Source organism: Streptosporangium sp. NPDC023963, from assembly GCF_040639135.1.
GTDB lineage: Bacteria > Actinomycetota > Actinomycetes > Streptosporangiales > Streptosporangiaceae > Streptosporangium.
This window is the reverse complement of sequence record NZ_JBEZZK010000017.1, coordinates 144,927-167,632: the sequence shown is the minus strand read 5'-3', so window position 1 is coordinate 167,632 and position 22,706 is coordinate 144,927. Positions and strand designations below refer to the sequence as shown.

At 73.7% G+C, this 22,706-nt stretch carries 22 protein-coding genes; 9 read left to right on the top strand and 13 right to left on the bottom strand.

The window, feature by feature from the left end:
- On the top strand, window positions 1-1,369 hold a 1,369-nt coding region (locus AB0F88_RS36045), incomplete at its 5' end, for a hypothetical protein (protein ID WP_362694919.1).
- 294 nt (window positions 1,370-1,663) lie between these two features.
- Here AB0F88_RS36045 and AB0F88_RS36040 read toward each other — a convergent pair.
- The 4 genes from AB0F88_RS36040 to AB0F88_RS36025 form a co-directional block, all read right to left on the bottom strand.
- Window positions 1,664-2,533, bottom strand: a complete 870-nt coding sequence (locus tag AB0F88_RS36040; RefSeq protein WP_362694916.1) for an AraC family transcriptional regulator — start codon at window positions 2,531-2,533, stop codon at window positions 1,664-1,666.
- Between the two features lie 144 nt (window positions 2,534-2,677).
- Window positions 2,678-2,935, bottom strand: coding sequence for a hypothetical protein (locus AB0F88_RS36035; RefSeq protein ID WP_362694913.1), 258 nt, complete (start codon window positions 2,933-2,935; stop codon window positions 2,678-2,680).
- Window positions 2,932-3,789 (bottom strand): ABC transporter permease, encoded by an 858-nt coding sequence (locus tag AB0F88_RS36030; RefSeq protein ID WP_362694910.1) that lies wholly within the window; start codon window positions 3,787-3,789, stop codon window positions 2,932-2,934. The genes AB0F88_RS36035 and AB0F88_RS36030 overlap by 4 nt, the downstream gene beginning before the upstream one ends.
- Window positions 3,786-4,691: an ATP-binding cassette domain-containing protein gene (locus tag AB0F88_RS36025; RefSeq protein WP_362694907.1), complete on the bottom strand. Its 906-nt coding sequence runs from the start codon at window positions 4,689-4,691 to the stop codon at window positions 3,786-3,788. The genes AB0F88_RS36030 and AB0F88_RS36025 overlap by 4 nt, the downstream gene beginning before the upstream one ends.
- Before the next feature lie 168 nt (window positions 4,692-4,859).
- Between AB0F88_RS36025 and AB0F88_RS36020 the strand changes: the two genes are divergently transcribed.
- A complete protein-coding gene (locus AB0F88_RS36020) occupies window positions 4,860-6,191 on the top strand; it encodes a sensor histidine kinase (protein ID WP_362694904.1) in 1,332 nt (443 codons plus the stop codon).
- Window positions 6,188-6,859, top strand: a complete 672-nt coding sequence (locus AB0F88_RS36015) for a response regulator transcription factor (RefSeq protein ID WP_362694901.1) — start codon at window positions 6,188-6,190, stop codon at window positions 6,857-6,859. Before AB0F88_RS36020 ends, AB0F88_RS36015 begins: the two co-directional genes overlap by 4 nt.
- Window positions 6,860-6,956: 97 nt before the next feature.
- Here AB0F88_RS36015 and AB0F88_RS36010 read toward each other — a convergent pair whose 3' ends face one another.
- Both AB0F88_RS36010 and AB0F88_RS36005 read right to left on the bottom strand, forming a co-directional pair.
- Window positions 6,957-7,880, bottom strand: a complete 924-nt coding sequence (locus AB0F88_RS36010) for an FAD binding domain-containing protein (RefSeq protein ID WP_362694898.1) — start codon at window positions 7,878-7,880, stop codon at window positions 6,957-6,959.
- 61 nt (window positions 7,881-7,941) lie between these two features.
- A complete protein-coding gene (locus AB0F88_RS36005) occupies window positions 7,942-10,455 on the bottom strand; it encodes a molybdopterin cofactor-binding domain-containing protein (protein ID WP_362694895.1) in 2,514 nt (837 codons plus the stop codon).
- Window positions 10,456-10,548: 93 nt separating this feature from the next.
- On the opposite strand from AB0F88_RS36005, the gene AB0F88_RS36000 reads away from it, so the two are divergent.
- Window positions 10,549-11,094: a TetR/AcrR family transcriptional regulator gene (locus AB0F88_RS36000; protein ID WP_362694892.1), complete on the top strand. Its 546-nt coding sequence runs from the start codon at window positions 10,549-10,551 to the stop codon at window positions 11,092-11,094.
- A gap of 19 nt (window positions 11,095-11,113) precedes the next feature.
- Here AB0F88_RS36000 and AB0F88_RS35995 read toward each other — a convergent pair whose 3' ends face one another.
- The 3 genes from AB0F88_RS35995 to AB0F88_RS35985 form a co-directional block, all read right to left on the bottom strand.
- The gene (locus AB0F88_RS35995) at window positions 11,114-12,718 is read right to left on the bottom strand and encodes an SDR family oxidoreductase (RefSeq protein ID WP_362694889.1); all 1,605 of its coding nucleotides are present in this window, start codon (window positions 12,716-12,718) and stop codon (window positions 11,114-11,116) included.
- Between the two features lie 217 nt (window positions 12,719-12,935).
- Window positions 12,936-13,853 carry a helix-turn-helix transcriptional regulator gene (locus AB0F88_RS35990; protein ID WP_362694886.1) on the bottom strand — a complete coding sequence of 306 codons (918 nt, stop codon included), beginning with the start codon at window positions 13,851-13,853 and terminating at the stop codon, window positions 12,936-12,938.
- 127 nt (window positions 13,854-13,980) lie between these two features.
- Complete coding sequence (locus AB0F88_RS35985; RefSeq protein WP_362694883.1) at window positions 13,981-14,217, bottom strand: DUF397 domain-containing protein; 237 nt, start codon at window positions 14,215-14,217, stop codon at window positions 13,981-13,983.
- 231 nt (window positions 14,218-14,448) lie between these two features.
- Between AB0F88_RS35985 and AB0F88_RS35980 the strand changes: the two genes are divergently transcribed.
- From AB0F88_RS35980 to AB0F88_RS35970, 3 genes are all read left to right on the top strand, one after another.
- Entirely contained in the window at window positions 14,449-14,952 is a 504-nt protein-coding gene (locus AB0F88_RS35980; protein ID WP_362694880.1) for an ATP-binding protein, read from the top strand.
- Between the two features lie 228 nt (window positions 14,953-15,180).
- A complete protein-coding gene (locus AB0F88_RS35975; RefSeq protein ID WP_362694877.1) occupies window positions 15,181-15,996 on the top strand; it encodes an SAM-dependent methyltransferase in 816 nt (271 codons plus the stop codon).
- Window positions 15,997-16,101: 105 nt separating this feature from the next.
- Window positions 16,102-16,920, top strand: a complete 819-nt coding sequence (locus AB0F88_RS35970; RefSeq protein ID WP_362694874.1) for an SAM-dependent methyltransferase — start codon at window positions 16,102-16,104, stop codon at window positions 16,918-16,920.
- 58 nt (window positions 16,921-16,978) lie between these two features.
- Here the strand turns inward: AB0F88_RS35970 and AB0F88_RS35965 are convergent, their stop codons facing one another.
- Entirely contained in the window at window positions 16,979-18,631 is a 1,653-nt protein-coding gene (locus AB0F88_RS35965; protein ID WP_362694871.1) for an ATP-dependent DNA helicase RecQ, read from the bottom strand.
- Window positions 18,632-19,070: 439 nt separating this feature from the next.
- Window positions 19,071-19,727 carry a fasciclin domain-containing protein gene (locus tag AB0F88_RS35960; RefSeq protein WP_362694868.1) on the bottom strand — a complete coding sequence of 219 codons (657 nt, stop codon included), beginning with the start codon at window positions 19,725-19,727 and terminating at the stop codon, window positions 19,071-19,073.
- Between the two features lie 213 nt (window positions 19,728-19,940).
- On the opposite strand from AB0F88_RS35960, the gene AB0F88_RS35955 reads away from it, so the two are divergent.
- Window positions 19,941-20,402 (top strand): PPOX class F420-dependent oxidoreductase, encoded by a 462-nt coding sequence (locus AB0F88_RS35955; RefSeq protein WP_362694865.1) that lies wholly within the window; start codon window positions 19,941-19,943, stop codon window positions 20,400-20,402.
- A 15-nt stretch (window positions 20,403-20,417) separates the two neighbouring features.
- Here AB0F88_RS35955 and AB0F88_RS35950 read toward each other — a convergent pair whose 3' ends face one another.
- Together AB0F88_RS35950 and AB0F88_RS35945 are read right to left on the bottom strand one after the other, a co-directional pair.
- Complete coding sequence (locus tag AB0F88_RS35950) at window positions 20,418-21,644, bottom strand: NAD(P)/FAD-dependent oxidoreductase (RefSeq protein WP_362694862.1); 1,227 nt, start codon at window positions 21,642-21,644, stop codon at window positions 20,418-20,420.
- Window positions 21,645-21,831: 187 nt separating this feature from the next.
- Entirely contained in the window at window positions 21,832-22,467 is a 636-nt protein-coding gene (locus tag AB0F88_RS35945) for a hypothetical protein (protein ID WP_362694859.1), read from the bottom strand.
- A gap of 17 nt (window positions 22,468-22,484) precedes the next feature.
- Between AB0F88_RS35945 and AB0F88_RS35940 the strand changes: the two genes are divergently transcribed.
- Window positions 22,485-22,688: a hypothetical protein gene (locus tag AB0F88_RS35940; protein WP_362694856.1), complete on the top strand. Its 204-nt coding sequence runs from the start codon at window positions 22,485-22,487 to the stop codon at window positions 22,686-22,688.
- Window positions 22,689-22,706: the final 18 nt, after the last annotated feature.

Here is a 22,706-nt window from a genome sequence, read left to right as displayed (position 1 = left end):
CCCCCGCGCGGTCGACCGATTGCTGGACGGCCTGCGGGAAGTGGGGGCCCACGAACAGGTCACGGCACTGGCCGACCGAGCCGCCCGGCACACCGCGGTCGACGACCCCCGCGCGGTCGACCGGCTGCTGGACGGCCTGCGGGAAGTGGGGGCCCACGAACAGGTCACGGCACTGGCCGACCGAGCCGCCCGGCACACCGCGCTCGACGACCCCCGCGCGGTCGACCGATTGCTGGACGGCCTGCGGGAAGTGGGGGCCCACGAACAGGTCACGGCACTGGCCGACCGAGCCGCCCGGCACACCGCGCTCGACGATCCCCGCGCGATCGGCCGGCTGCTGGACAGCCTGCGAAGAGTCGGGGCACACGGGCAGGTCGCGGCACTGCTCGGCCGCGACCCCGCCCGGCACACCGCGCTCGACGACCCGCGCGCGGTCGGCTGGCTGCTGGACAGCCTGCGAAAGGTGGACGCGCACGAGCAGATCGCGGCACTGCTCGGCCGCGACCCCGCCCGGCACACCGCGCTCGACGACCCGGACGCGGTCGGCTGGCTGCTGGACAGCCTGCGAAAGGTGGACGCGCACGAGCAGGTGGCGATACTGGCCGGCCGAGCCGTCCGGAACGCCACGCTCGACGACCCGGACGCGGTCGGCCGGCTGCTGGACAGCCTGCGGGAGGCAGGGGCGGACGAGCAGATCGCGGCACTGGCCGACCGAGCCATCCGGCACACCACGCTCGACGACCCGGACGCCGTCGGCCGGCTACTTGACCGCCTGCGGAGAGTCGGGGCGGACGAGCAGATCGCAGCACTGGCCGACCGAGCCGCCCGGCACACCGCGCTCGACGACCCCCGCGCGATCGGCCGGCTGCTGGACAGCCTGCGAAGAGTCGGGGCACACGGGCAGGTCGCGGCACTGCTCGGCCGCGACCCCGCCCGGTACACCGCGGTCGACGACCCGCGCGCGGTCGGCTGGCTGCTGAGCAGCCTGCGAAGGGTCGGGGCGGACGGGCAGATCGCGGCACTGGCCGACCGAGCCGCCCGGCACACCGCGCTCGACAACCCGCGCGCGGTCGGCTACCTGCTGGACAGCCTGCGGGAGGTGAGTGCGGACGAGCAGATCGCGGTACTGCTCGGCCGCGACCCCGCCCGGCATGCCACGGTCGACAGCTCGGACGCGGTCGGCCGGCTACTGGACCGCCTGCGGAGGGTAGGCGCGCACGAGCAGATCGCCGTACTGTCTCGCCGCCTTCCTGCACTCGGCCTGTTCGAGTTCTACTGCGACATCGGAGACAGCCCGTCGTTGAAAACGTTCGGCTGCCGGCCTGACGGTTCCCCCGCGCGGCGATGGGACTGGGATGACCTGATGTGAGAGGTGTCGGGAACCGACCCCTTGAAGATCATGATCAACCGATGGCGTCTTCGGCTCCACAGCTTTGTCGATCATGAGTGAGATCGGAGGCGCTCAGCGCGAACACGGGCGCCATCGCCTTTCACGAACGGCACGGCGTCCGCCGCACGGACGAGCGGATGTGCCGTTTCCCGCGGGATTTCGAATCACCCGAGTTCGAGTACGCCCGGCCGATGAACCGATCGGCCAGGCGCGCACCGGGACCCTGTAAGGATCCCGCCGTCTCACAAGCGCCCGCGAGGTTACCGCGGTCCGTCACACCGGTTCGACGGGCAGCCACAGCTCGCATGTCGCGGTGCTGAAGTCGTCCGCCCGCTCGAGGACCGCGACGATCGAGGGACCTGGCCGCAGACGCCACGGGTTGGAGGGGAACCACTCGGTCGCGGTCGCGGCCCAGGCCGTCTGCAGGGCCTGCGGATGCGGTCCGGCGGTGCGGAAGACCGCCCACATGCCGGCCGGCACCTCGATGGCGTCGAGGTCGTCGGGGACCGGCGTGTCCCGAGAGACGGCGACCCCGTGCAGGTAGGTCAGCTCGCTCCCCTCCGCGCTGTCGGGGTCGAGGTCGTCGGAGACCTGCAGCAGGCCCCTCGGTTCGGTGTCGCTGAGGGCCTTCAGCCGGAGATGCTCCTCCTGTGGCAGTGCGGCGATGTGCCGCTGGATGTGCGGGTTGACGCCCCGGTGGATGAGCGGAACCCGGGCTGCGTGTCCGACCAGCCGGAACGCGGGGCGGTCGACGATGCGGGTGTCCATGGGGATGCTCCCTTCGACGGTCAGGCGGAACCTGAGCTGCGGTTGTGTGCGCAGGGGGCCTCCGTCGCGGCGCACGTCGCCGGGACCGGAGCCGTGGACCGCGCGGAACGCGCGTCCGAACGCCTCGGTCGAGCCGTATCCGTACCGGACGGCGATGCTCAGCAGATCGTCCTCGCCCCGGACGACGTCGGCGGCGGCGACGGTCATGCGGCGGCGGCGCACGTACTCCGACAGCGGCATGCCGGCCAACGACGAGAACATCCGGCGCAGGTGGTACTCGGTCGTGCCGAGTTCCCTGGCCAGCCCGTGGATGTCGAACTCCTCGGCGAGATGCTTCTCGACGAGATCGACAAGTTGGTTGAGCGCCGAGATCACGAGGCCCCCTTTCGGTGTCAACCCTGCCGGAAGAACCCCGGCCGTACCCGACCGCTGCGGTCCGATCCGATCAGGTGCCCGGACGGACGTGGGGCCGGCGCAGCTGCTCATGCCGCCTGTCCCTCACGGCAAGTGCCAATGCTGTCAGACGAGCGGGGCGGCTCGGGGATCGAGGTGAGCCGGCGGGGGTTCGGCCGTGAGCTTGGCCAGGCCCGCGCGGGCGAAGCCGGGTACGAGGAACGGCTCGCCACTCGGCGGAAGCGGCGGCCCGTCGCGCCGGCCGCGTTCCGGTGATCCGCCGTGTCCGGCGGCCTGCGCCCCGATGTGCGTGCTGCGGTGCCGGCCACATGCCGTGGCCGACGGTCCCTCGCCGGCGCCCCCTGCGAGCCGGTCGCCGATCACCGGACGTCCCTGCGGGCGATCGCGACGGCCGCCGCGCCGAGGGCCGCGACGACGTACAGGGCCATCACCGCCAGCGCCGCCGCCGGGGACAGCCCGATCCCGCCGGGCGCGTCGCCGAGCCCGACCGCCAGGGGCGGCTCGCCCGCGGCCTGCCGGGTCAGGTCCTCCAGCAGCACCGAGCCGACCCTGGCGTTCCACGGGGCGGGCAGCGCGGTCGCGAACCTCGGCAGGACGTACAGGTACGCGACGACGCCGGTGATCGCCCCGGCGGTGGAGCGCAGCACGGCGCCCGCGCCGAGCCCGACCATGGCGAGCACCACCGCCGACAGCCCTGCGGCGAACATCCCGGGGAACTCCTCGGGCAGCGACGAGGCGAAGCCCGGGATCGGGCGGTCACCGATGATCAGCCGGCCGGCGGCGAACGTCACCAGCCCGCTCCCCTGCCCCACGGCGAACGCGACGGCGGCCACGACCGCCGCCCTGGCCGCCAGCACCGCTCCGCGCTGCGGCACCGCCGTGAAGGTGGTGCGGGCCATGCCGGTGGCGTGCTCGGAGGTGAACGCGAGGACCCCGAGCACGGCCATGCAGATCTGCACCGGCAGCAGCAGGAGCTGCTCGGGCCGCGCGGCGCGCAGGGTGGCCCGCCGTTCGGGAGGCAGCCCGTCCCACAGGCCGCCCACGTAGAGGGTGAACACCGCCATGAGCGCGACGGAGGCGGCGACGGCGGCCAGGACGTACCAGGTGGAGCGGACCGTGCGCAGCTTCAGCCACTCGGCGGCCAGCACGTCGGCCGCCAGGCGGCTCCCCGCCGCCTCGCGCCGCGGGAGACGCGGGAGACGCGGGAGACCGGTCATCGCCCGCCCGCCCGGTACTCGGTGCTGTCGCCGGTCAGCTCCATGTACGCCTCCTCCAGCGAGGCGCCGCGCGGGGTGACCTCGTGCACGGCGAGGCCGGCGGCCGCGGCCAGGTCCCCGATCCGCGCGATGTCCAGCCCCCTGACGACCAGTCCCCCGCCCGGGTCCGTCCCGACCGTCGCGCCGGCGGCCTCCAGCACGCCGGTGAGTTCGGCGGCGCGCGGGGAGCGCACCAGCACACCCCGGTCGCGGCGGGCGGCCAGGTCCCCGGCCGTGGTCTCGGCGACCAGCCGGCCGCGCCCGATGATCACGAGGCGGTCGGCGGTGAGCTCCATCTCGCTCATCAGGTGGCTGGAGAGCAGCACGGTGCGCCCCTCGGCGGCCAGCGAGCGCATCAGGTGGCGGATCCACCGCACGCCCTGCGGGTCGAGCCCGTTGACCGGCTCGTCGAACATCAGCACGCCCGGGTCGCCCAGCAGTGCCGCCGCGATCCCCAGCCGCTGCCGCATGCCGAGCGAGAGGTCACCGGCCCGCCTGCGGGCCACGCCCGCCAGGCCCACCCGCTCCAGGACGCCGGCCACCCGCGAGACCCCGATCCCGTTGCTCCGCGCCAGGCAGCGCAGGTGGTCGTAGGCGCTGCGCCCGCCGTGCACCGCGTTCGCGTCGAGCAGCGCGCCGACCTCGTGCAGGGGGTGCCGCATCGTCGCGTAGCGGCGCCCGTTGACGAGCCCCTGGCCGGAGGTGGGGGCGTCCAGCCCGAGCAGCACGCGCATCGTGGTCGACTTCCCCGCGCCGTTGGGGCCGAGGAACCCGGTGACCAGGCCCGGCCTCACCTGGAACGACAGCCCGTCCACCGCGACGGTCGCGCCGTGGCGTTTGGTCAACTCCCTGACTTCGATCATGTCGTCGAGGCTCTCGCGGGGCGGGCGCCGGGCGCGTCGGGCCAGGGCGGGCACTTCGCGGTCGGCCCCGGGTCCGACGGCGGCGCCCGCGGCGCGGGAGGGTCGGCCCCGGGGATGACGTCCCGTGGGAGGAGGCGGGGACGCGACCTTGGCGGATACGGTCTCATCGTGGACCTCACCGTGGACGACTCGCTCTTCCCGCGGCACTGGAGCCGTGCCCGGCTCGTCCGCCTCGACACCCTGGGGGCGGCGGGGTACGCGCTCGCGCTGCTGCTGTTCGGCGCCGGGCTCCCGGACCCGGCGGTGCCCGCGTGGGCGCGGTTCCTGATCCTGGCCGGGATCACCCTGCCGCTCGCGGTACGGCGGCTGTGGCCGCTCGCCGTCTTCTGCGCCGTCTTCGCGACGTCGCTGGTGTCCCTCGTCGTGCTCGGCACGGTGCACGACAGGTTCGCGGCGGCGGCCTTCGCGCTCTACCTCGTGGCGCTCACCCGGCCCCGGCCCCGGTGGGAGCCCACGATCGCGATCGGCGCCTGCGGCGCGGTGGCCGTCCTGCTGCTGTCGGCGGTGGGCACCCCCGCCCCGGCGCCCGGCGTCGCCGGGCCGCTGCTGGTGGGGGTGGCGTTCATGGGCGGCGCCTGGGTCGCGGGCCGCGCCGTGCGGGAGCGGCGGGCGTACACGGCGCGGGCGGCCGAGCAGCTCGCGGGCCGGGCGGTGGCCGAGGAGCGGCTGCGGATCGCCCGCGAGCTGCACGACGTGGTGGCGCACAGCATGAGCCTGATCGCGGTCAAGGCGGGCGTCGCCCACCACGTCGCCGCCGTGCGGCCCGAGGAGGCCACGGACGCGCTGCGCGTCATCGAGACCGCCAGCAGGGGCGCCCTGGCCGAGATGCGCCAGCTGCTGGGAGTGCTCCGCTCCGACCTCGACGCCGGCCACGACGCCGGCCACGACGCCGATCTCTGCGCGCCGCCCGCCCTCTCCCCCTCCCCCGGTCTCGCGGGTCTCACCGGCCTCGCGGAGCGGGCGTCGATGGCCGGGGTGCGCGTCGAGCTGGACGTCCGGGCGACCGGCCTGCCCGAGGGAGTGGAGCTGTCGGTCCACCGGATCGTCCAGGAGGCGCTGACCAACGTCGTCAGGCACGCCGCCCCCGCCCGGTGCCGGGTCTGGGTCGAGGCGTCCGGGGGCGAGGTCCGGATCGAGGTCGCCGACGACGGGCCCGGCGAGCGGGTGCTGCCCGGCGGGCCGGGGCACGGCCTGATCGGGATGCGCGAGAGGGTGGCCGTGTACGGCGGGAGCTTCACTGCCGGGCGCCGCCCGGAGGGCGGGTTCGGGGTCTCGGCCCGCATCCCGTACGAGGAGACGCGCGTGCCGCACCGGGAGGCGCGCGCACCGGGCGAGGGGACGTGCCCGCCGCCCCTGGGAACCCACCCGGCGCGCGTGCCGCACGGGGAGACGGCCGGGTCACCCGGCCCGGCGCGCGTGCCGCACGAGGAGGCCCGGTGATCCGGGTGCTCGTCGCCGACGACCAGGCGCTGCTGCGCGGGAGCTTCCGGGTGCTGGTGGACACCGCGCCCGACCTGGTGACGGTCGGCGAGGCCGGGACGGGTGCCGAGGCGGTGGAGCTGGCGCGCGGCGAGTCGCCGGACGTCGTGCTCATGGACGTGCGGATGCCGGAGATGGACGGCATCGAGGCGACCCGCCGCATCTGCGGCCCCGCGGGCGTCCCGGGGGTGCGGGTGCTCATGCTCACCACGTTCGACCTGGACGAGTACGTCTACGCGGCGCTGCGGGCCGGGGCCAGCGGTTTCCTGCTCAAGGACACCCCGCCGGGCGACCTGCTGGCCGCGATCCGGGTGCTCGCCTCCGGCGAGGCGCTGCTCGCGCCGACGGTGACGCGCCGGCTCATCGCCGAGTTCTCCCGGCGCCCCGAACCGGCGCGCCCGACGGCCCGCGAGCTCGACGGGGTCACCGGGCGGGAGCTCGACGTGCTGGCGCTCGTCGCCAGGGGACTGTCCAACACGGAGATCGCCGATCACCTGACCCTGAGCCTGGCGACCGTGAAGACGCACGTGGGCCGCCTGCTCGGCAAGCTCGGCGCGCGCGACCGGGCCCAGCTCGTCATCGTCGCCTACGAGACGGGCCTGGTCACGGCGGCCCGTCCGCCCCGCTAGGCCGGACCCCACGGCCCCACCGTGACGGGCCCCTTCCGGTATCGGACCGGCCGGTCCCCCGCCGTCCCCCGCCCTCGCGCGGCGGGGGACGGTCCGGTCAGCGGGGCTCGCCGGTGCCGGTCGCGCGCTCCAGGACCTCCAGGACGGTCCCGGCGAGCAGCGCGAGCTTGTAGGAGTCGCGGGCCGCCGGGGCGCACCGGGCGGTGGCCAGCCCGGCCGCCCGGTCCAGGGACTCGCCCGCCAGGAGCGCCTCCTCGACCTCGGGCAGGCGGACGGGGACGCGGGCGACGCCCCCCGCGGCCACCCTGGCGAAGGTGATCCCGCCGCCGTCGACGACGAGCCGCGCCACTGCCTCCACCAGCGGCCACTCGGCCTCCGACCTGCCGATCGCCCGGTGGTAGGCGGCCCGCTCCCCCGGCACGGGCGGCGGCAGGACGACGGAGAGAAGGATCTCCCCCGCGGCCAGCAGGTGGTCTCGGGAGGGGTCCGAGCCGTCTCCGTACAGCTCGGCGATCGGGAACGCGTCCCTGCCGTGCACCTCGACGGAGGCGTCGCAGGCGAGCAGGGCCACCGCCAGCGACGACGGGTGCGGAGCGACGCACGGGCCGGTGCCGAGGATCGCGGCGTTCGGGGCGAGCCCGGCGCGGGCCGGGCAGTGGTCGCCGCCGTCCTGGTGGCAGGAGAAGGCCGGGTTGCGGAAGTACGTGCAGCGGTTGCGCTGCAGCAGGTTGCCCCCGACGGTGGCCACCTCCCGGATCTGGGGGGTGGCCAGGGCCGCCGCCGTCAGCGCCAGGCAGGGGTGGCCGGCGGCCAGGCGCGCGTCGCGGGCCACTCCCGCGACCGTGGTCAGCGCGCCGATCCCGGCGGAGCCGTCCGGCCGCCAGGTGACGCCGGACAGATCGGGCAGGCCGCGCAGGTCCACGTGCGGCCCCGCCGTGCGGCGGCCCATCAGGTCGGTGCCTCCGGCGCGGAACTCGCCCCCGCGCCGCACGGCCTCGCCGAGGTCGGTGAGTACGGTCATCGAACACCTTCCAGTGCAGGGATCATCGAACACCCTCCGGCGCGGATCCGCGGGAAGGGGATCACCGGGCGATCCCCTCGAGGAGCCGGTCGGGGCGGATGGGCAGGTCGTGGGGGCGCCAGCCGGTGGCGTTGTGGACGGCGTTGCCCACCGAGGCGGCCACGCCGACCGTGGAGATCTCGCCGACCCCGACGCCGTGGCCGTTGACGTGGTCCCATCCCTCCTGGTGGAAGTGGACGGTGATCTCGGGGGTGTCGCCGATGCCGGGGACGCGGTAGTCGTCGAGGTTGGCGGTCAGCACGACTCCCGTCACCGGGTCGACCAGGCGCTCCTCGTACAGGGCGTAGCCGATGCCCTGCACGACGCCGCCCTCGCACTGGCTGCGCGCCAGCCGCTCGGCGTAGATGTGGCCCACCGCGATCCCGGCCCACACCCGCAGCGGCCTGACGACGCCCAGGCGGGTGTCGACCTCGACCTCGGTGACGTGGACCGAGCCGCTGAACCCGCGGCCGATCGCCATGCCGCCCACCGGGAACGGGGTGACGTAGCCGCGCCGGTCGCGGCGGCGCCCGCCGACGGCCCGGGCGCCGTCGGTCACGCCCAGCTTCCGCAGGCGCCGCGCGGCGTCGCGCGCGGCGGGGGCCACCGAGACCGTGGTGCGGCTGCCGATCGAGGCCGGCCCGTGCACGGTGCCCGTCCTGCCGATCTCGACGCGGACGCGCCCGGCGGGCAGCCCGAGCTCCTCGCGCACGACATCGGCGATGACGGTGCGGATGCCGGTCCCGATGTCCTGGGTCGTGGTGCGGGCCACGACCACGTCGCCCTCGACGCGCAGCTCCACCTCCGTGCCGGGGTCGAGCATGTAGGCCCAGTTGGCGGCGGCCACCCCGACACCCCGGCGGAAGCGGCCCGTCTGGGAGCCGGTCCGCGGCCTGGTCGTCCATCCGGGCAGGGCCGCGGCCACGTCGTAGAGGGCGTGCCGCTTGCGGTTGCCGTCCCAGCGGCGGCGCAGCGCGATCGGGTCCTCGCCCAGGCGGTGGGCGGCCTCGTCCACCGCCTGCTCCAGCGCCCAGAGCATGGGCGGCGCCCCCGGCCCGCGGAACGGGGTGCCCGGCGGCTCGTTGGTGACCACGTCGTAGTCGCGGAGCCGCCGGGGCGCGGTGCCGTACATGAGGCGGGCCATCACCGCGACGGCCGACCCGATGGCCACCCCGCCGCGCCCGTGGACGTCCATGGTGAGGGCGGCGAGGTCGCCCCGGTCGTCGGTGAGCAGTTCGAGGGTGGTGCGGGTGCCGGGGCGGTTGCCCGCGTCGGTGAGCTCCTCGGCACGGCTGAACACCACGCGCACCGGCGCGCCGCAGGCCCGCGCGAGCTCGACGGCGGCGATCGTCTCCGTGCCGACGCCGCTCTTGGCCCCGAAGCCGCCGCCGACGTGGTCGGCGACGACGTGCACCCGCCCGGCGGGCAGGTTCCACCGCTTGGCGGCCTGCTCGGCGGCCATGCCCACGGTCTGGGTGGACAGGTGCAGGTGCAGGTCGCCCTCGGCGTCCCAGCGGGCGACGCAGGCGTGCGGCTCCAGCGGGGTGTGGACCTGGACGGCGGTGGTGAAGGTGCCGGTCACCAGGCGGGGGTCGGCGTCGCGGCGGGCGGCCTCGATCCTCTTGACGGCGGTGCGCCCGCGCCAGCTCGCCCTGGTGAAGGGGCCGCGCACGTTGCCGTTCCAGTCGCCGGGCAGCTCCAGCCCCTCGCTGGAGCTGGGGACGTGCTTCTTGGCGGCCTCGTCGTAGACGGGCGGGGCGTCCGGCGCGTCGTCGAGCGCGGCGGGCATCGGGTCGTAGCCGATCTCGGCGGCCTCCGCGATCGCCAGCGCCTCGCGGCGGGTGGGGGCGGCGACGGCGGCGACGGGCTGGCCCGCGTAGCGGACGGTACGGTCGGGCGGCAGCAGGTCGACCACGTGGGCGGCGTCCACCGTGACCGAGGTGACGCGGGCGTGCGCCCTCGTGGAGCGGATGATCACCCCTTCCAGCCGGCCCTCGAGGCGTACGTCGGTGGTGTAGCGGGCGCGGCCTGTGACCTTGTCCATCGCCTCCACCCGGGCGGGCGTCCCCGCGGCGCCGTCGTGCTCTCCCCGGCAGGCGGCGGCGATCGCGGCGTGGATCCCCTCGTACGCGCCGCACCTGCACAGGTGACCGGCGAGGGCGGCGGCGACCCGCTCGCGCGGCGGCGCGACGTCGCCGTGCTCGGCGCGCCAGGCGTCGACGAAGGCGGCGCCCTCGACCGCGAACCCGGGCGTGCAGTAGCCGCACTGCAGGCCGTCGTGGACCGCGAGCGCCCGCTGGACGGGATGGTCGAGACCCTCGGCGGTGGTGATCTCGCGATCCTCCAGCGCGGCGGACGGCAGCAGGCAGCTCGCCTGGGGAACCCCGTCCACCATGACCGTGCACGCGCCGCAGACTCCGGTACGGCAGGCGGCCTTGGCGCCGGTGAGGCCGAGTCCGTCGCGCAGGACGTCCACGGCGGCGTCGTCGGGGCCGGCGTCCACCGTGGCGGGCAGCCCGTTCACCGTGATCTTCATAGCTCTCCGGTTGACGTCGTCAACATCATGTTGACAGTGTCAACCAGGTACGTTGACGTTGTCAACACTCGAGGCCCGGGAAGGTGGACCCGCATGGTGGACGACACCAGGACCCGCCTGGTCGACAGCGCGCTGAGGCTGCTGCGCGAGGGAGGGCTCGACGCCGTGACGCTGCGCGCCGTCGGCGACCTGGCCGGCCTGTCCCGTACGGCCCCCTACCGGCACTTCGACGACAAGACCGCGCTGCTGGCGGCGCTCGCCGTCCGGGTCATCACCGACCTCAGCGCGCACGTCGCCGCGGCGACCCTGGAGGGGACGAGCCCGCGCGACCGGCTGCGGGCCTTCTACCTGAGCTACGTCGAGTACGCCACGACGCACCGCGAGGAGTACCGGCTGGTGTTCGCCGCGGAGTTCCTCGCCGGGCACCACCCGGAGCTGGAGACGGCGATCGACCAGGTGACGAGCGCGCTCGGCATGCGGGGTCCCTGGGACGGGCCGGCGTCCAAAGCCCGGGTGATGGCCCTGCTCTCGACCGCCCACGGCCTCGCGGAGTTCGCGGTGGCGGGACAGTTCACGCACAAGGAGATCGGGTACGCGGACATCGTCGACGTCCTCGTGACCCGCGAGGGCGAGCCGTGACGGGCGGGCCGCCGGCGGGTCAGCCGGGAACGGCGTCCCTGGGCTCGCCGGCGACGCGCACCCCGGAGGCCGGAGCCCGGCCCCCGGGAGGGACGGGCAGGACGCCGCGCTCGGCGGCCTTCGCCACGTTGCGCAGCATCGGCCCGAAGATCAGGCTGTGGAAGGGCGCGACCGACCACCAGTAGAGGTGCCCGGCCAGGCCGTGGGGGTGGAAGATCGCCCGCTGGCCGTAGACGGTCTCCCCCCGGTATGTGAGCACCCGCATCTCCAGCCAGGCGAGGCCGGGCAGGCGCATCTCCGCGCGCAGCCGCAGCAGGCGCCCCGGCTCGACCTCCTCGACCCGCCAGAAGTCGACCGAGTCGCCCACCCGGAGCCGCTTGGGGTCGCGGCGCCCCCGGCGCAGGCCCACGCCGCCGACCAGCCGGTCGAGGAGGCCGCGCAGACTCCAGGCCAGCGGCAGGGAGTACCAGCCCGATTCCCCGCCGACGGCCTCGACGACCGCCCACAGGGCCTCCGGCGAGGCGCCGACCCGGCGGGCCCGCGCGTCGACGTACAGGCTGCCGCCCGCCCAGTCGGGGTCGGTGGGCAGCGGGTCGCTCGGCGCGCCGGGGATGGAGGCCGAGGACCAGCGGGTGACGACCTTGGCCTCCTTGATGCGCTCCAGGGCGAGTTCGATCGCCCGTCTCAGCCCGGTCAGGCCGCCGGGCGGGTCCTCGACGTGGCGGGCGATGTCGTGCTCGCCGCAGACGGCCTCGTTGCGCAGCGACTCCACCAGCGGGCGGGCCAGGCCCGCCGGGACCGGGGTGACCAGTCCCACCCAGTGGCTCGACAGGCCGGGGCTGAGCACCGGGACCGGGATGATCAGCCGGCGGGGCAGCCCGGCGACCTCCGCGTAGACCCGCATCATGTCGGCGTAGGTGAGCACGTCCGGGCCGCCGATGTCGAAGGAGCGGTTCACCTCCTCCTCGACGGAGGCCCAGGCCACGAGGTAGCGCAGCACGTCGCGGATCGCGATGGGCTGCGTCCTGGTGGCGACCCAGCGCGGCGTCGTCATCACGGGCAGCCGCTCGGTGAGGTAGCGCAGCATCTCGAAGGAGGCGGAGCCGGATCCGATGATGACCGCCGCCCGCAGCACCACCGCGGGCGTCGAGGAGCGCAGGAAGATCTCCCCCACCTCGACGCGGGAGCTCATGTGCGGCGAGAGCTTCTCGCCCGGCGCGGGGGCGCCGGGGTGGGGGCGCCCGTCGCCCGGGACCAGGCCGCCGGGGTGGGAGGGCCTCTCCTCCGGGACGAGACCGCCGAGGTAGACGACGCGGCGGACCCCCGCGCGCTCGCACGCGGCGGCGAAGGTGGTGGCCGCCGCGCGGTCGGCGGCGGCGAAGTCGCTCCCCCCGCCCATCGTGTGGATGAGGTAGTAGACGACCTCGATGCCCTCCAGGGCCCTGGCGGCCTGCTCGGCGTCCGACGCGTCCGCCTGGGCGACCTCGACCCGGGAGGCCCACGGCTGGTCACGCAGGCGGCCGGCCGACCTCACCATGCAGCGGACCTCATGACCCGCGTCGAGCAGTTCGGGGACGAGCCGCCCTCCGATGTATCCGGCCGCGCCGGTCACGAGACATCTCATGCCCACATCTTCGTACGGCGCCGCCCGGCGGTTGCGGCCGGGCCGCGTCACGGGCCCGGGGCTCCGCGCAAGGCGCCCGCCCGGCGGTCGCGGCCGGGCGACGTCACGGGCCCGGAGACCCCGCGTTCACCGGTCCCGTGAGCCCCGTTTCCGGATCGTTCAACGATCCCGTGAGGTTTCCGGATCGTTCAACGGTCCCATGAGCCCCGTTTCCTGATCACAGCCTCCGCTGGAACTCCTCGCGGATCCCCAGGAGGATCTCACGGGTGCGCGTGGCCGGCTCGGCCTCGATGCACAGGCGCTCCATGACCTCCAGGTAGCTGTCGACGTCGTCGCGCTTCTCCAGGTAGACGGCGCTGGTGAGCTGCTCCATGTAGACGACGTCGGGCAGGTCGGGCTGGGAGAACCGCAGGATGCTGAAGGGCCCGCCGGCCGCGGCGTGGCCGCCGACGCTGAAGGGCACGATCTGGACGGTCACGTTGGGCAGTTCGAGCGCCCGCAGGATGTGGTCGATCTGCTCGCACATCTCCTGGACCCCGCCGAGCGGGCGGCGCAGCACGGCCTCGTCGAGCACGGCCCACAGGTGGGGCGGGTCCGGGCGGCGCAGCAGCCGCTGGCGTGCCATGCGCAGCTTCACCCTGCGGTCCAGCTCGTCGTGGGAGGCCGAGGGGAAGCCCAGCCGGATGACGGCCCGCGCGTAGCCCTCGCTCTGCAGCAGGCCGGGCACGAACTGCACCTCGTAGTTGCGGATGCCGGCGGCCGACTCCTCCAGGCCCACGTACGTCTCGAACCAGTGGGGCAGCACGTCGTTGTAGTTGTGCCACCAGCCGGTGAGGTTGGCCTTCTCGACGAGGGACAGCAGCGGCTCGCGCTCGGCGTCGCTGGTCACCCCGTACAGGGTGAGCAGGTCGGCCACGTCCCTGATCCGGAAGCTGACCCTGCCGAGCTCCATGCGGCTGACCTTGGAGTGCGAGGCGCGGATGGAGTGCCCCGCCTCCTCCAGCGTGATGCCCCGCTGCTCGCGCAGGCGGCGGAGCTGCGCGCCCAGGACGATCCGCAGCACGGTGGAGCTGCCTCGCGGCGCGGCCATCGAGGTTGGGCTGACCGGCGGGCCGTCGGCGTCGGGTGTGATCATCTGCAGTCCTTCGGGCGCGGAACGCGAGCCTCTGCACACTCTTTGTGGCGATCGCGAGCCTTCACGGTACTCCGCTCACCGCGTCCAGACCATAGAGAGTTTTATTTTTCAACCACGGCCCGGAAACTCAGATGATCAGGTCGTCGAACTCCCCGCCCTTCACCCCGCGGACGAAGTCGCCGGCCTCGCGGCGGGTGTAGATCAGCGCGGGGCCCTCCGGATCGCGGGAGTTGCGCATCGCGACGCTGCCGTCGGGGAGCTCCGCGAGTTCCACGCAGTTGCCGCTGGGGTTGCTGAAATGACTCTTGCGCCACACGACGCCGTCCATCAGGGCGGCCGACATGCCGCTGTACAGCTGGTTCATCCTCGCCTCTCACCGGTCGGGGAGGGAAACAACACTCCGAGCATAGAGCTTTTTGTGCAGATGCACGTGCATCTGTACTTGCCTATGCACATTACGGAGGGCAAGATGACTAGACGGATCAACCTCGCCATACGATCGCCCCCCTCCGCAAGGTCGCCGATGACTGGTTACCAAAGACACGAAGCCACACCTGTCCGAGCTGAGATCGGCGGGTGGGAACGGTGGTTGTCGATGCTTGATCACCTACTTCCCCCGAGCGGCCTGCCCCCCTGGGCCGGCGACGAGGGCCACGCCGGCCAGTTGCAGATGGCCGTGCGCAGCCTTCGTTACGACCCGTGCGCGGCACGGACCGCCCGCGAGTTCACCACCAGGTCGCTGCGGGCCTGGGAGCTGGAGCCGCTGATCGACGACACCGGTGTCGTGGTCTCCGAACTCGTGACCAACGCCCTGCGCCACGGCACCCGCGGCGTCCTGCACGCCCGCCCCTTTCCCGAGGTCAAGGTGATCCTCTGCCACACCGAGCGCTCGGTGCTGTGCGCGGTCACCGACCCCAGCGACCAGGGGCCCTGCCTGCGTGAGCCCGACTACGAGGCGGAGAACGGCCGGGGACTCCAGCTGGTCGACGGCGTCAGCGAGACGTGGGGCTGGGCCCCGCTGGAGAGCCGCGGCAAGGCGGTGTGGGCGGCCTTCGCCCTGCCCCCGTCGGGGGAACGTCACCTGGAGGCCTGCCACTGACGGCACCCGCCCGCCGACGACACCCGAAAGGCCCGCCGCCGGCGGCGCCGGCGAACCCGTCCCGGCGGCCTGCCCGCCACCGGCGAGGGAGACGCGGAGCAGGGGTGCGGAGCGCCGAGTGTTCAAAAAGTGACATGAGCGGAAGGAGGCTCTGGCAAGAAATACAGCACAGCGTGGGCGGAAGGTCGATAATGTCCGCTGGAACCGCATGGCTGGACGGAGGACATCATGGCGTCGCCACAACCTGAGCGCCTCAGGTTCGACCCCACGATCCCGAACGCGGGCCGGATAACCGACTACTTCCTGGGCGGCAAGGACAACTTCGCCACCGACCGGGCCGCCGCGCAGGCGGCACTCGCGATCGCCCCCGAGCTCCCCGCCATGTCGAGGGAGGGGCGCAGGTTCCTCGACCGCGCCGTACGGTTCCTCGTGCAGGCCGGCATCCGGCAGTTCGTCGACATCGGCTGCGGCCTGCCGACCCAGGGCAGCGTGCACCAGATCCTGCGCGGCGTCGCGCCCGAGGCGCGGGTCGTCTACGTCGACAACGATCCGATGGTCGTCGTCCACGCCCAGGCCCTCCTGAAGGAGAACAGCCCGGCCGCGGTCGTCGAGGCGGACATCCGCGACCCGGAGCGGCTCCTGGCGCATCCCGGCCTCACCGACATGATCGACCTCGACGAGCCCGTGGCGATCCTGCTGTTCTCGGTGCTGACCGACCTCTCCGACGACATGCAGGCCATGCAGATCACGGCCGCCCTGCAGAAGGCCGTCGTGCCGGGCAGCTACCTGGCCCTCTCCCACGCGGTCTCGGACCTGTGCCCGGAGAGGACCGCGAGGCTCGCCGCCCTCTTCCAGGACAGCGGGTCGATCACCGGTCCCCGGCGGGCGAACCTGCGGACCAAGGCCGAGGTCGAGCTCTTCCTCGACGGGCTGCGGCCGGTCGAGCCGGGTGTCGTCTACATCCCGGAATGGCGGCCGGAGGGCGCGGCGCCCCACCGGCCGGACTCCATCTGGGTCGTCGGCGGCGTTGCCCGCAAGGAATAGACTTTCTTGGCAAATAACCGCGTTTTTCATGTATAAACCGCGTCTTGACACCTGTTCACGCATCGTGCGGTTCTTTATTGTCACAGGAAAAGGGGGAGCCGACACATGAGCGATGCGTCCCGGCGGCCGGGGGCGGGCCTGGACACCAGCGTGCCCAACATCGCCAGAATGAACAACTACTTCCTGGGCGGTAAGGACAACTTCGCCGCCGACCGCAGGGCGGCCGAGGAGGTGCTGGCCATCGCGCCCGAGGTCAGGGACATGACACGCGAGGCCCAGGCGTTCCTCGGCCGGGTGGTGCGCTATCTCGTCGAGGAGGGCATGACCCAGTTCGTCGTCATCGGCTCAGGGCTGCCCAACCAGCGCAACGTCCACCAGGTGGCTCAGGAGATCGTGCCCGAGACGCGCGTGGTCTACGTCTCCGACGACCAGGTGGTGCTCTCCCACGCCCGCGCCACGCTGGCCACCAACCCCTTCACCGGCGTCGTCGAGGGTGACGTGATGCATCCCGGCGAGCTGCTCGCCGACCCGGAGCTGCTGCGCCTGGTCGACCTGGACCTGCCGGTGGCCGTGCTGATCCTGTCGGCCCTGCAGTTCATCCCCGACGAGGACGACCCGCACAAGAGCGTGGCCGTCCTTCGCGACGCGGTGCCGGTCGGCAGCCACTTCGCCATCGGCCACGTCGTCTTCGACACGCGCCCGGACGCCCAAGGCCCGATAGTCGAGATCTTCAAGCGGATCCTCAGCCGCGGCGAGGACGCCTCGCGGCGGAGCGAGCAGGTGCTGCGCTTCTTCGACGGGCTGGAACTGGTCGACCCCGGCCTGGTCTACGTACGCCACTGGCGCCCCGACAACCCGCTCGCCGCGCAGGGCCGCGACAGGACGTGGACGATGGGCGGGGTGGCCCGCAAGTCCGGGGGCTGACCCGGCTCCGGCCCCGCGGGCCCCGCCCGCCCCGCCCGCCCTGCCCAGCCCGCGACGCCTAGCCCGCGACCAGGAGGTCGTCGCGCTCGACGGCCTCCAGGGAGAGCGTCTTGTAGCCGACCTCGTCGAACAGCACGGTGATCCGGTCGCTCTCCCTGCTCATCACCATCCCCGGTCCCCAGGCGCTGTGCCGCACCCTGGCGTGCATCGCGAAGGGCCCCTCCTCCCCCGCCCCCGTCACGGCCTCCTGCTCGTCGGGGAGGCCGGCGCGGCAGGTGTCGCAGGCGTCGCAGCCGCGCTCGCGCGGCTCGCCGAAGTACTCGAGCAGGAAGCGGCGGCGGCACCCCGTGGTCTCCGCGTACGCGCGCATCATGTCGATCCGGGAGTCGTCGATGCGGCGCCGGGTGTCGTCCAGCTCGACGGCCCGCGCCGCGGCCGCCTCGGGCTCGGGCCCCTCGGGCACCCCGCGCAGGTCGCCCTCGCCGGTGACCTCGATCGCGCTCGCCCGCTCCAGCAGGTTGACCAGCCGGGTGAGCCGGGTGGCGCCGACGCCGAGCAGGGTGCGCAGCTCCCCCGCCGGTACGGTGCCGCCGTGCTCGTGCACCAGCGTGGCGACGCGCAGCAGGAGCTCCTCGTCGGCCCGTCCCCCGGCGAAGAACCTGCGCAGCCCGAGGTCCTCCGAACGGTAGAACAGCACCGCGGCGGCGGGCTCGCCGTCCCGCCCGGCACGGCCGATCTCCTGGTAGTAGGAGTCCGGCGACTCCGGCGGGGCGGCGTGCAGCACGAACCGCACGTCCGGCTTGTCGATGCCCATGCCGAACGCCGAGGTCGCGACCACCACGTCCAGCTCGTCGTCGCGGAACATCTCGTGGATCCTGTGGCGCTCGGCCGCCTTCATCCCCGCGTGGTACGGCTCGGCCCTGCGACCGGCCTCGCGCAGCGCGGTGGCGTACTCCTCGGCGGCGCGGCGGGTGGCGACGTAGACCAGCCCGAGCCCGGAGCGGGACGCCGCGTCCTCCACCAGCGCCCGCCTCAGGTCCTCCTGGGTGACGAAGCGGCGCACCTCCAGGTCGATGTTGGGCCGGTCGAAGCCCCGCACGATCTGGCGGACGTTCCTCAGGCCGAGGGCGGTGATGATCTCCTCGCGCACCGCGGGGGCGGCCGTCGCGGTCAGCGCCACCACCGGCGGATGCCCCAGCCGCTCGATGACCTGGCCCAGCCTCAGGTAGTCGGGCCGGAAGTCGTGCCCCCACGCCGACACGCAGTGCGCCTCGTCCACGGCGATCAGCGAGGGACGCGCGGCGCGCAGCCGCTCGACCGTCTCCGGTTTGGCGAGCTGCTCGGGCGAGAGGAACACGAACTCGGCCGCGCCCGCGCGTACGGCCTCCAGGGACGCCTCGCCGCCGGACTGGGCGGAGTTGACCGCGACCGCGCCGCCCGCGTCGGCCTCGGCCAGCCCGGCGACCTGGTCGCGCTGGAGGGCGATGAGCGGTGAGACGACGACGGTGGGCCCGTCGAGCAGCAGGGCCGGTACCTGGTACACGGCCGACTTGCCGCTGCCGGTGGGCATGACCACGAGGGCGTCGCCGCCGCCCAGCAGGTGGCGCATGGCGTCGAGCTGCCCGGGCCGCAGGTCCCGCCAGCCGAAGACCTTGCGGGCCACCGCCCGCAGCCTCCGCGCCCTCGGCCCGAACCTGTCCTTGATGTTCATGCCCTCCGCCTTCCCTCCGTGTGACGGCCAGTTACCCGTGGATCGGGGCGCTAGTCGCACGACGTCCCCTTGATCGCCGGACGGCACGAGACGGGTATGGGCGGGCGGCGCACACGGATGAGAGACGGACACGGATGAGAGACGGACACGGATGAGAGGCGGACACGGATGAGAGACGCGGGCGGGGCCGTGGGACAGGGCACGCGTGCGGGGCACGGGTGAAGGACGCGCGTCGGGGTCGTGGGGGCGGGGCACGCGGGCGGAGCCGTGGGTGGAGGGCACGCGTGCGGGGCCACGGGTGAGGGACGCCGCACACGGGCACCCCCTCCTTCGGCCGGATCATCCCGGCCGCTCACGACCCGGCCGATCACCAGGCCGGATCACGACCCGGCCGGCCGGGCCACGACGGCCACCGGGACCGTCGTGGCCGTCGCGGCGGTCACTTCGGCATGAGCACCGTGTCGACGAGGTAGACGACGGCGTTGGAGGTCTGGATGTTGCCGCAGACGACCTTGGCGTCGTTGACGGTGAAGTCCTCACCGGAGCCCGTGACGTTCAGCGTTCCTCCCTGCATCGTGGTCAGGTCGCCGCTGCTCAGGTCCTCGGGAGCCTTCTTCCCCTCGACGACGTGGTAGGTCAGGACCTTGGTGAGCTCCGCCTTGTCGGCCAGGAGCTTGTCGAGCGCCTCCTTCGGAATCTTGGCGAACGCGTCGTTGGTCGGCGCGAACACCGTGATGTCCTTGGCGGAGTTGAGCGTCTCGGTCAGACCGGCCTGCTCGATCGCCTGGGCCAGCGTGGACAGGGCGGGGTTGGAGGCGGCCGCGGTGGCGACCGGCTGCGAGGCCATCTCGCTGAGGCTGCCCTCGCCGCTGGCGGGCAGGGACGCGCACCCGGGGCCGAACGGCTCCGTCATCGCGCCCGAGGGCTCGGGCGACATGCTGTCCGTGGGCGAGGCGCTGTCGGTCGGCAGGGCCGTGTCCGTCGGGATCGGTGTGGGAGAGAGGACGCGCGCGTCGGCGGCGACCGCCTGCGCGGCGGGGACGGCGGTCAGGGCGAGCACGGTCAGGGCCGATGCCAGAAGAGACTTCTGCTTCACGGTTATCTCCTTGTTTGGGCGGATGAGCCATCCGGGGTCCGTCGGCGGGTTCCCGAGCCACTCATGTCCTGCATTGGAGATCAATTCCCTGATATTTGGTGTCAAATGCCCCATTAGACGACTCTTGACCACATATCTCCCGAGAAAGAGAGCCATTTTCCATTCGTCAGGGCGTTAATTCGGGCGTGCCACATCCCCCGTAGAGTGGGCATTATGAGCCCGAAGATCGCAACCAACGAGGTCGTCTCCCGCGACCGCCTTCTGGATTTCCTCCGTGACCGCCACCGCGCGCTGGTCATCACGGCGCGGCGCGACGGCAGGCCGCAGGCGTCCCCGGTGACCTGCGGCGTCGACGCCGAGGGCCGGATCGTGGTGTCCACCTACCCCGAGCGGGCCAAGACCTCCAACGCCCGCCGCGATCCCCGGGTCAGCATCGTGGTCCTGTCGGACGACTTCGACGGCCCCTGGGTGCAGGTGGACGGCACCGCCGAGGTCCTCGACCTGCCGGAGGCCCTCGAACCGCTGGTCGACTACTACCGGTCGATCTCCGGCGAGCACCCCGACTGGGACGAGTACCGGGCGGCCATGGCGCGGCAGGGCAAGTCGCTGCTGCGCCTCACCCCGGAGCGCTGGGGCCCCATCGCCACCGGCGGCTTCCCGGCCCGGCTGGCCTGAGGGACGCCCCCCGGGTCAGGCGCCCAGGTCGGCCAGGACGGCGTCGGCGGCCCGGCGCCCCGAGACCAGGGCACCCTGCTGCGAGCCGGTGTCGCGGTGGTCCCCGCACACGTAGCGGCCCGGCGCGAGGCGCACCGGGCGCCGCAGCCGGAACGGCGGCACCATCGCGGGCAGCGCCCCCTTGACGGCGTACGTCGCCAGATGCTCCCAGCCCGAGGTGTCGGTCCCGTAGATCTGCGACAGCCGCGCCCTGACCCGGGGCTCGTCCGCGTCGGAGAGGACCCCCAGCACCGACGTGGAGACCAGCGCCCGGCCTGGCGGGGCGTACTCGGGCGCGGCGTCGCTGATGACCAGGGTGTCGGTGATGTGGCCCTCCGCGTCGACGATCTGCGTGGGGTCGTCCGTGGGAGAGCGGGGGGCGGCGTGGTAGAAGGTCGTCACCGAGCGCATCGCCGGGATCTCCAGCCCCGGACAGAGCGTGGCGGCCATGGCGGGGTCGGTGGCCACCACCACCGCGCGGGCCGGGATGGTCGCGCCCCAGGCCGTCTCCACCCCCTCTCCCGTCACGGCGAGGACCGGGGTGCCCGGCGCGAGCGCCCCCGGGGGGAGGCGGGCGGCGAGCTGCCGGGTGATCTCCCCCATGCCGAGCGCGGGCACCCCGACCGTTCCCCGGGCGAAGGTGCGCCAGACGAGGTGGAAGAAACGGCTGGACGTCTCCAGTTCCCGCTCCAGGACGACACCCGACAGGAACGGGCGGATCAGCTTCTCGACCATCTTCGGCGAGATGCCCCAGTGCCGCAGTTCCTCGCGTGTGGTGCGCTCGCGCCCGCCGCGCAACCGGCTCGCCGGCAGCAGGAGGTCCCGCGCGGTCAGCGCCGCCAGGGCCGCCTTGTCGGCCGGTGAGCCCACGTCTGCCAGGAGCCCGCTGAGCGCCTGGCCCGGGTGGCGCCAGGGCAGCATGAGCCGCTCCCGCCGCCCCCTGTCGAAGGAGATGAGGCCGGACGGGATCGGGCGCAGGTTCAGCGCGGCGACGTCGAGGACCCGCGCGGCCTCCGGATAGGCGGTGTTGAACACCTGGAAGCCGTGGTCCAGCCGAAAGCCGTCCACGACGTCGGTGCGCACCCGGCCGCCCACCTCGTCCGCCGCCTCGACGACGTGGACCTCCACTCCGGCCGAGCGCAGCCGGAGGGCGCACGCGAGACCGGCGAGCCCCGCACCGACGATGACCACCGTGTCCGGCATGACGCATCCCCCCGGGTCGGCGGCGGCGCGGAGCCCGCGGGCCCACCGGTTCGCCGGGTTCGCCGGGTTCGCCGGGTTCACCGGTCCGTGGGTCCGTGGAGTCCCCCCGGGCGCGGGGAGCCGCCGCCTGTGTCTTCGAGAAGGCGGGTGCCGGGGGTTGCGTCCGCCGCTCCGTTCCTCGTACGGCCTACCCCAGCCGTACGGTGATCTCTCCCCCGAGCCGGAAACCTCCGGTCAGTTCCAGGTCGTCGCCGCTCCAGAACCGGCCGGGGTCGTACCAGTTCGGCCGCCGTCCCCCCGGCAGCAGCCCCATGGCCTCGTACGTGACCGCGACGACCTCGGCGCAGTAGGCGCTCTCCAGGGCGCTCTCCTCCGTGCCCCGCTTGAAGATCTTGGGCACCCGCCCCTTCATCCAGCGGCCGGCGAGCCTGGCCGTCGAGGGGAAGGGCGTGCCGTCCAGCCGGGCGACGGTGCGCAGGACGGCGTCCTCCATCTCGCGGGGGGTCTGCGGCTCCAGTTGCCTCAGCCAGCCGCGCTGGCCGTATCTGGTCGCCCAGACCGTGACCGCCTCGCGCAGGTCGTGCAGCTGGACGCCGCGCTGGTGGGTTCCCGACCACAGGTCGGGCAGGGAGCGGCCCAGCTCCGCGTGCCACATCAGGGGCGGCATGTCGTCGATGACGACCGACATGCCGACGTGGTTGACGGGGCTGTTCGTCATGGTCTGGATGGCTCGATCGGGCACCGTTCGACCGCGGAACAGCCACACGTCGCCGGTGCGGGTCAGGTTGACGGCCTCGTCGAGGCTGATGCTCTTGCCGGACATTCCGCTAGCGTAGGCACATGCGATGGTGGAAGGTACTCGGTCTGGCAGGAGTGGCGGGCGTCGCGGCCACGGGGGTCGTGATCGCGCGGGCCGAGCGCCGGCGGCAGGCGTACACCCCGGACGAGATCCGCGCCCGCCTCCGCGCCCGCCTGGAGGAGTCCGCGGGAGAGCCCGCCAAGCCTGAGCTGAAGATCGTCGGCCCCGCCGACCAGGCCCCCTGAACGAACGCGCCCCGACGC

Bases quoted from the DNA above. Each gene is read 5' to 3' on its own strand.
- AB0F88_RS36030 (WP_362694910.1), bottom strand. From the start codon at position 3,789: ATGACCGGTCTCCCGCGTCTCCCGCGTCTCCCGCGGCGCGAGGCGGCG.
- AB0F88_RS36025 (WP_362694907.1), bottom strand. From the start codon at position 4,691: ATGATCGAAGTCAGGGAGTTGACCAAACGCCACGGCGCGACCGTCGCG.
- AB0F88_RS36010 (WP_362694898.1), bottom strand. From the start codon at position 7,880: ATGACCGTACTCACCGACCTCGGCGAGGCCGTGCGGCGCGGGGGCGAG.
- AB0F88_RS36005 (WP_362694895.1), bottom strand. From the start codon at position 10,455: ATGAAGATCACGGTGAACGGGCTGCCCGCCACGGTGGACGCCGGCCCC.
- AB0F88_RS36000 (WP_362694892.1), top strand. From the start codon at position 10,549: ATGGTGGACGACACCAGGACCCGCCTGGTCGACAGCGCGCTGAGGCTG.
- AB0F88_RS35995 (WP_362694889.1), bottom strand. From the start codon at position 12,718: ATGAGATGTCTCGTGACCGGCGCGGCCGGATACATCGGAGGGCGGCTC.
- AB0F88_RS35990 (WP_362694886.1), bottom strand. From the start codon at position 13,853: ATGATCACACCCGACGCCGACGGCCCGCCGGTCAGCCCAACCTCGATG.
- AB0F88_RS35985 (WP_362694883.1), bottom strand. From the start codon at position 14,217: ATGAACCAGCTGTACAGCGGCATGTCGGCCGCCCTGATGGACGGCGTC.
- AB0F88_RS35980 (WP_362694880.1), top strand. From the start codon at position 14,449: ATGCTTGATCACCTACTTCCCCCGAGCGGCCTGCCCCCCTGGGCCGGC.
- AB0F88_RS35975 (WP_362694877.1), top strand. From the start codon at position 15,181: ATGGCGTCGCCACAACCTGAGCGCCTCAGGTTCGACCCCACGATCCCG.
- AB0F88_RS35970 (WP_362694874.1), top strand. From the start codon at position 16,102: ATGAGCGATGCGTCCCGGCGGCCGGGGGCGGGCCTGGACACCAGCGTG.
- AB0F88_RS35965 (WP_362694871.1), bottom strand. From the start codon at position 18,631: ATGAACATCAAGGACAGGTTCGGGCCGAGGGCGCGGAGGCTGCGGGCG.
- AB0F88_RS35955 (WP_362694865.1), top strand. From the start codon at position 19,941: ATGAGCCCGAAGATCGCAACCAACGAGGTCGTCTCCCGCGACCGCCTT.
- AB0F88_RS35950 (WP_362694862.1), bottom strand. From the start codon at position 21,644: ATGCCGGACACGGTGGTCATCGTCGGTGCGGGGCTCGCCGGTCTCGCG.
- AB0F88_RS35945 (WP_362694859.1), bottom strand. From the start codon at position 22,467: ATGTCCGGCAAGAGCATCAGCCTCGACGAGGCCGTCAACCTGACCCGC.
- AB0F88_RS35940 (WP_362694856.1), top strand. From the start codon at position 22,485: ATGCGATGGTGGAAGGTACTCGGTCTGGCAGGAGTGGCGGGCGTCGCG.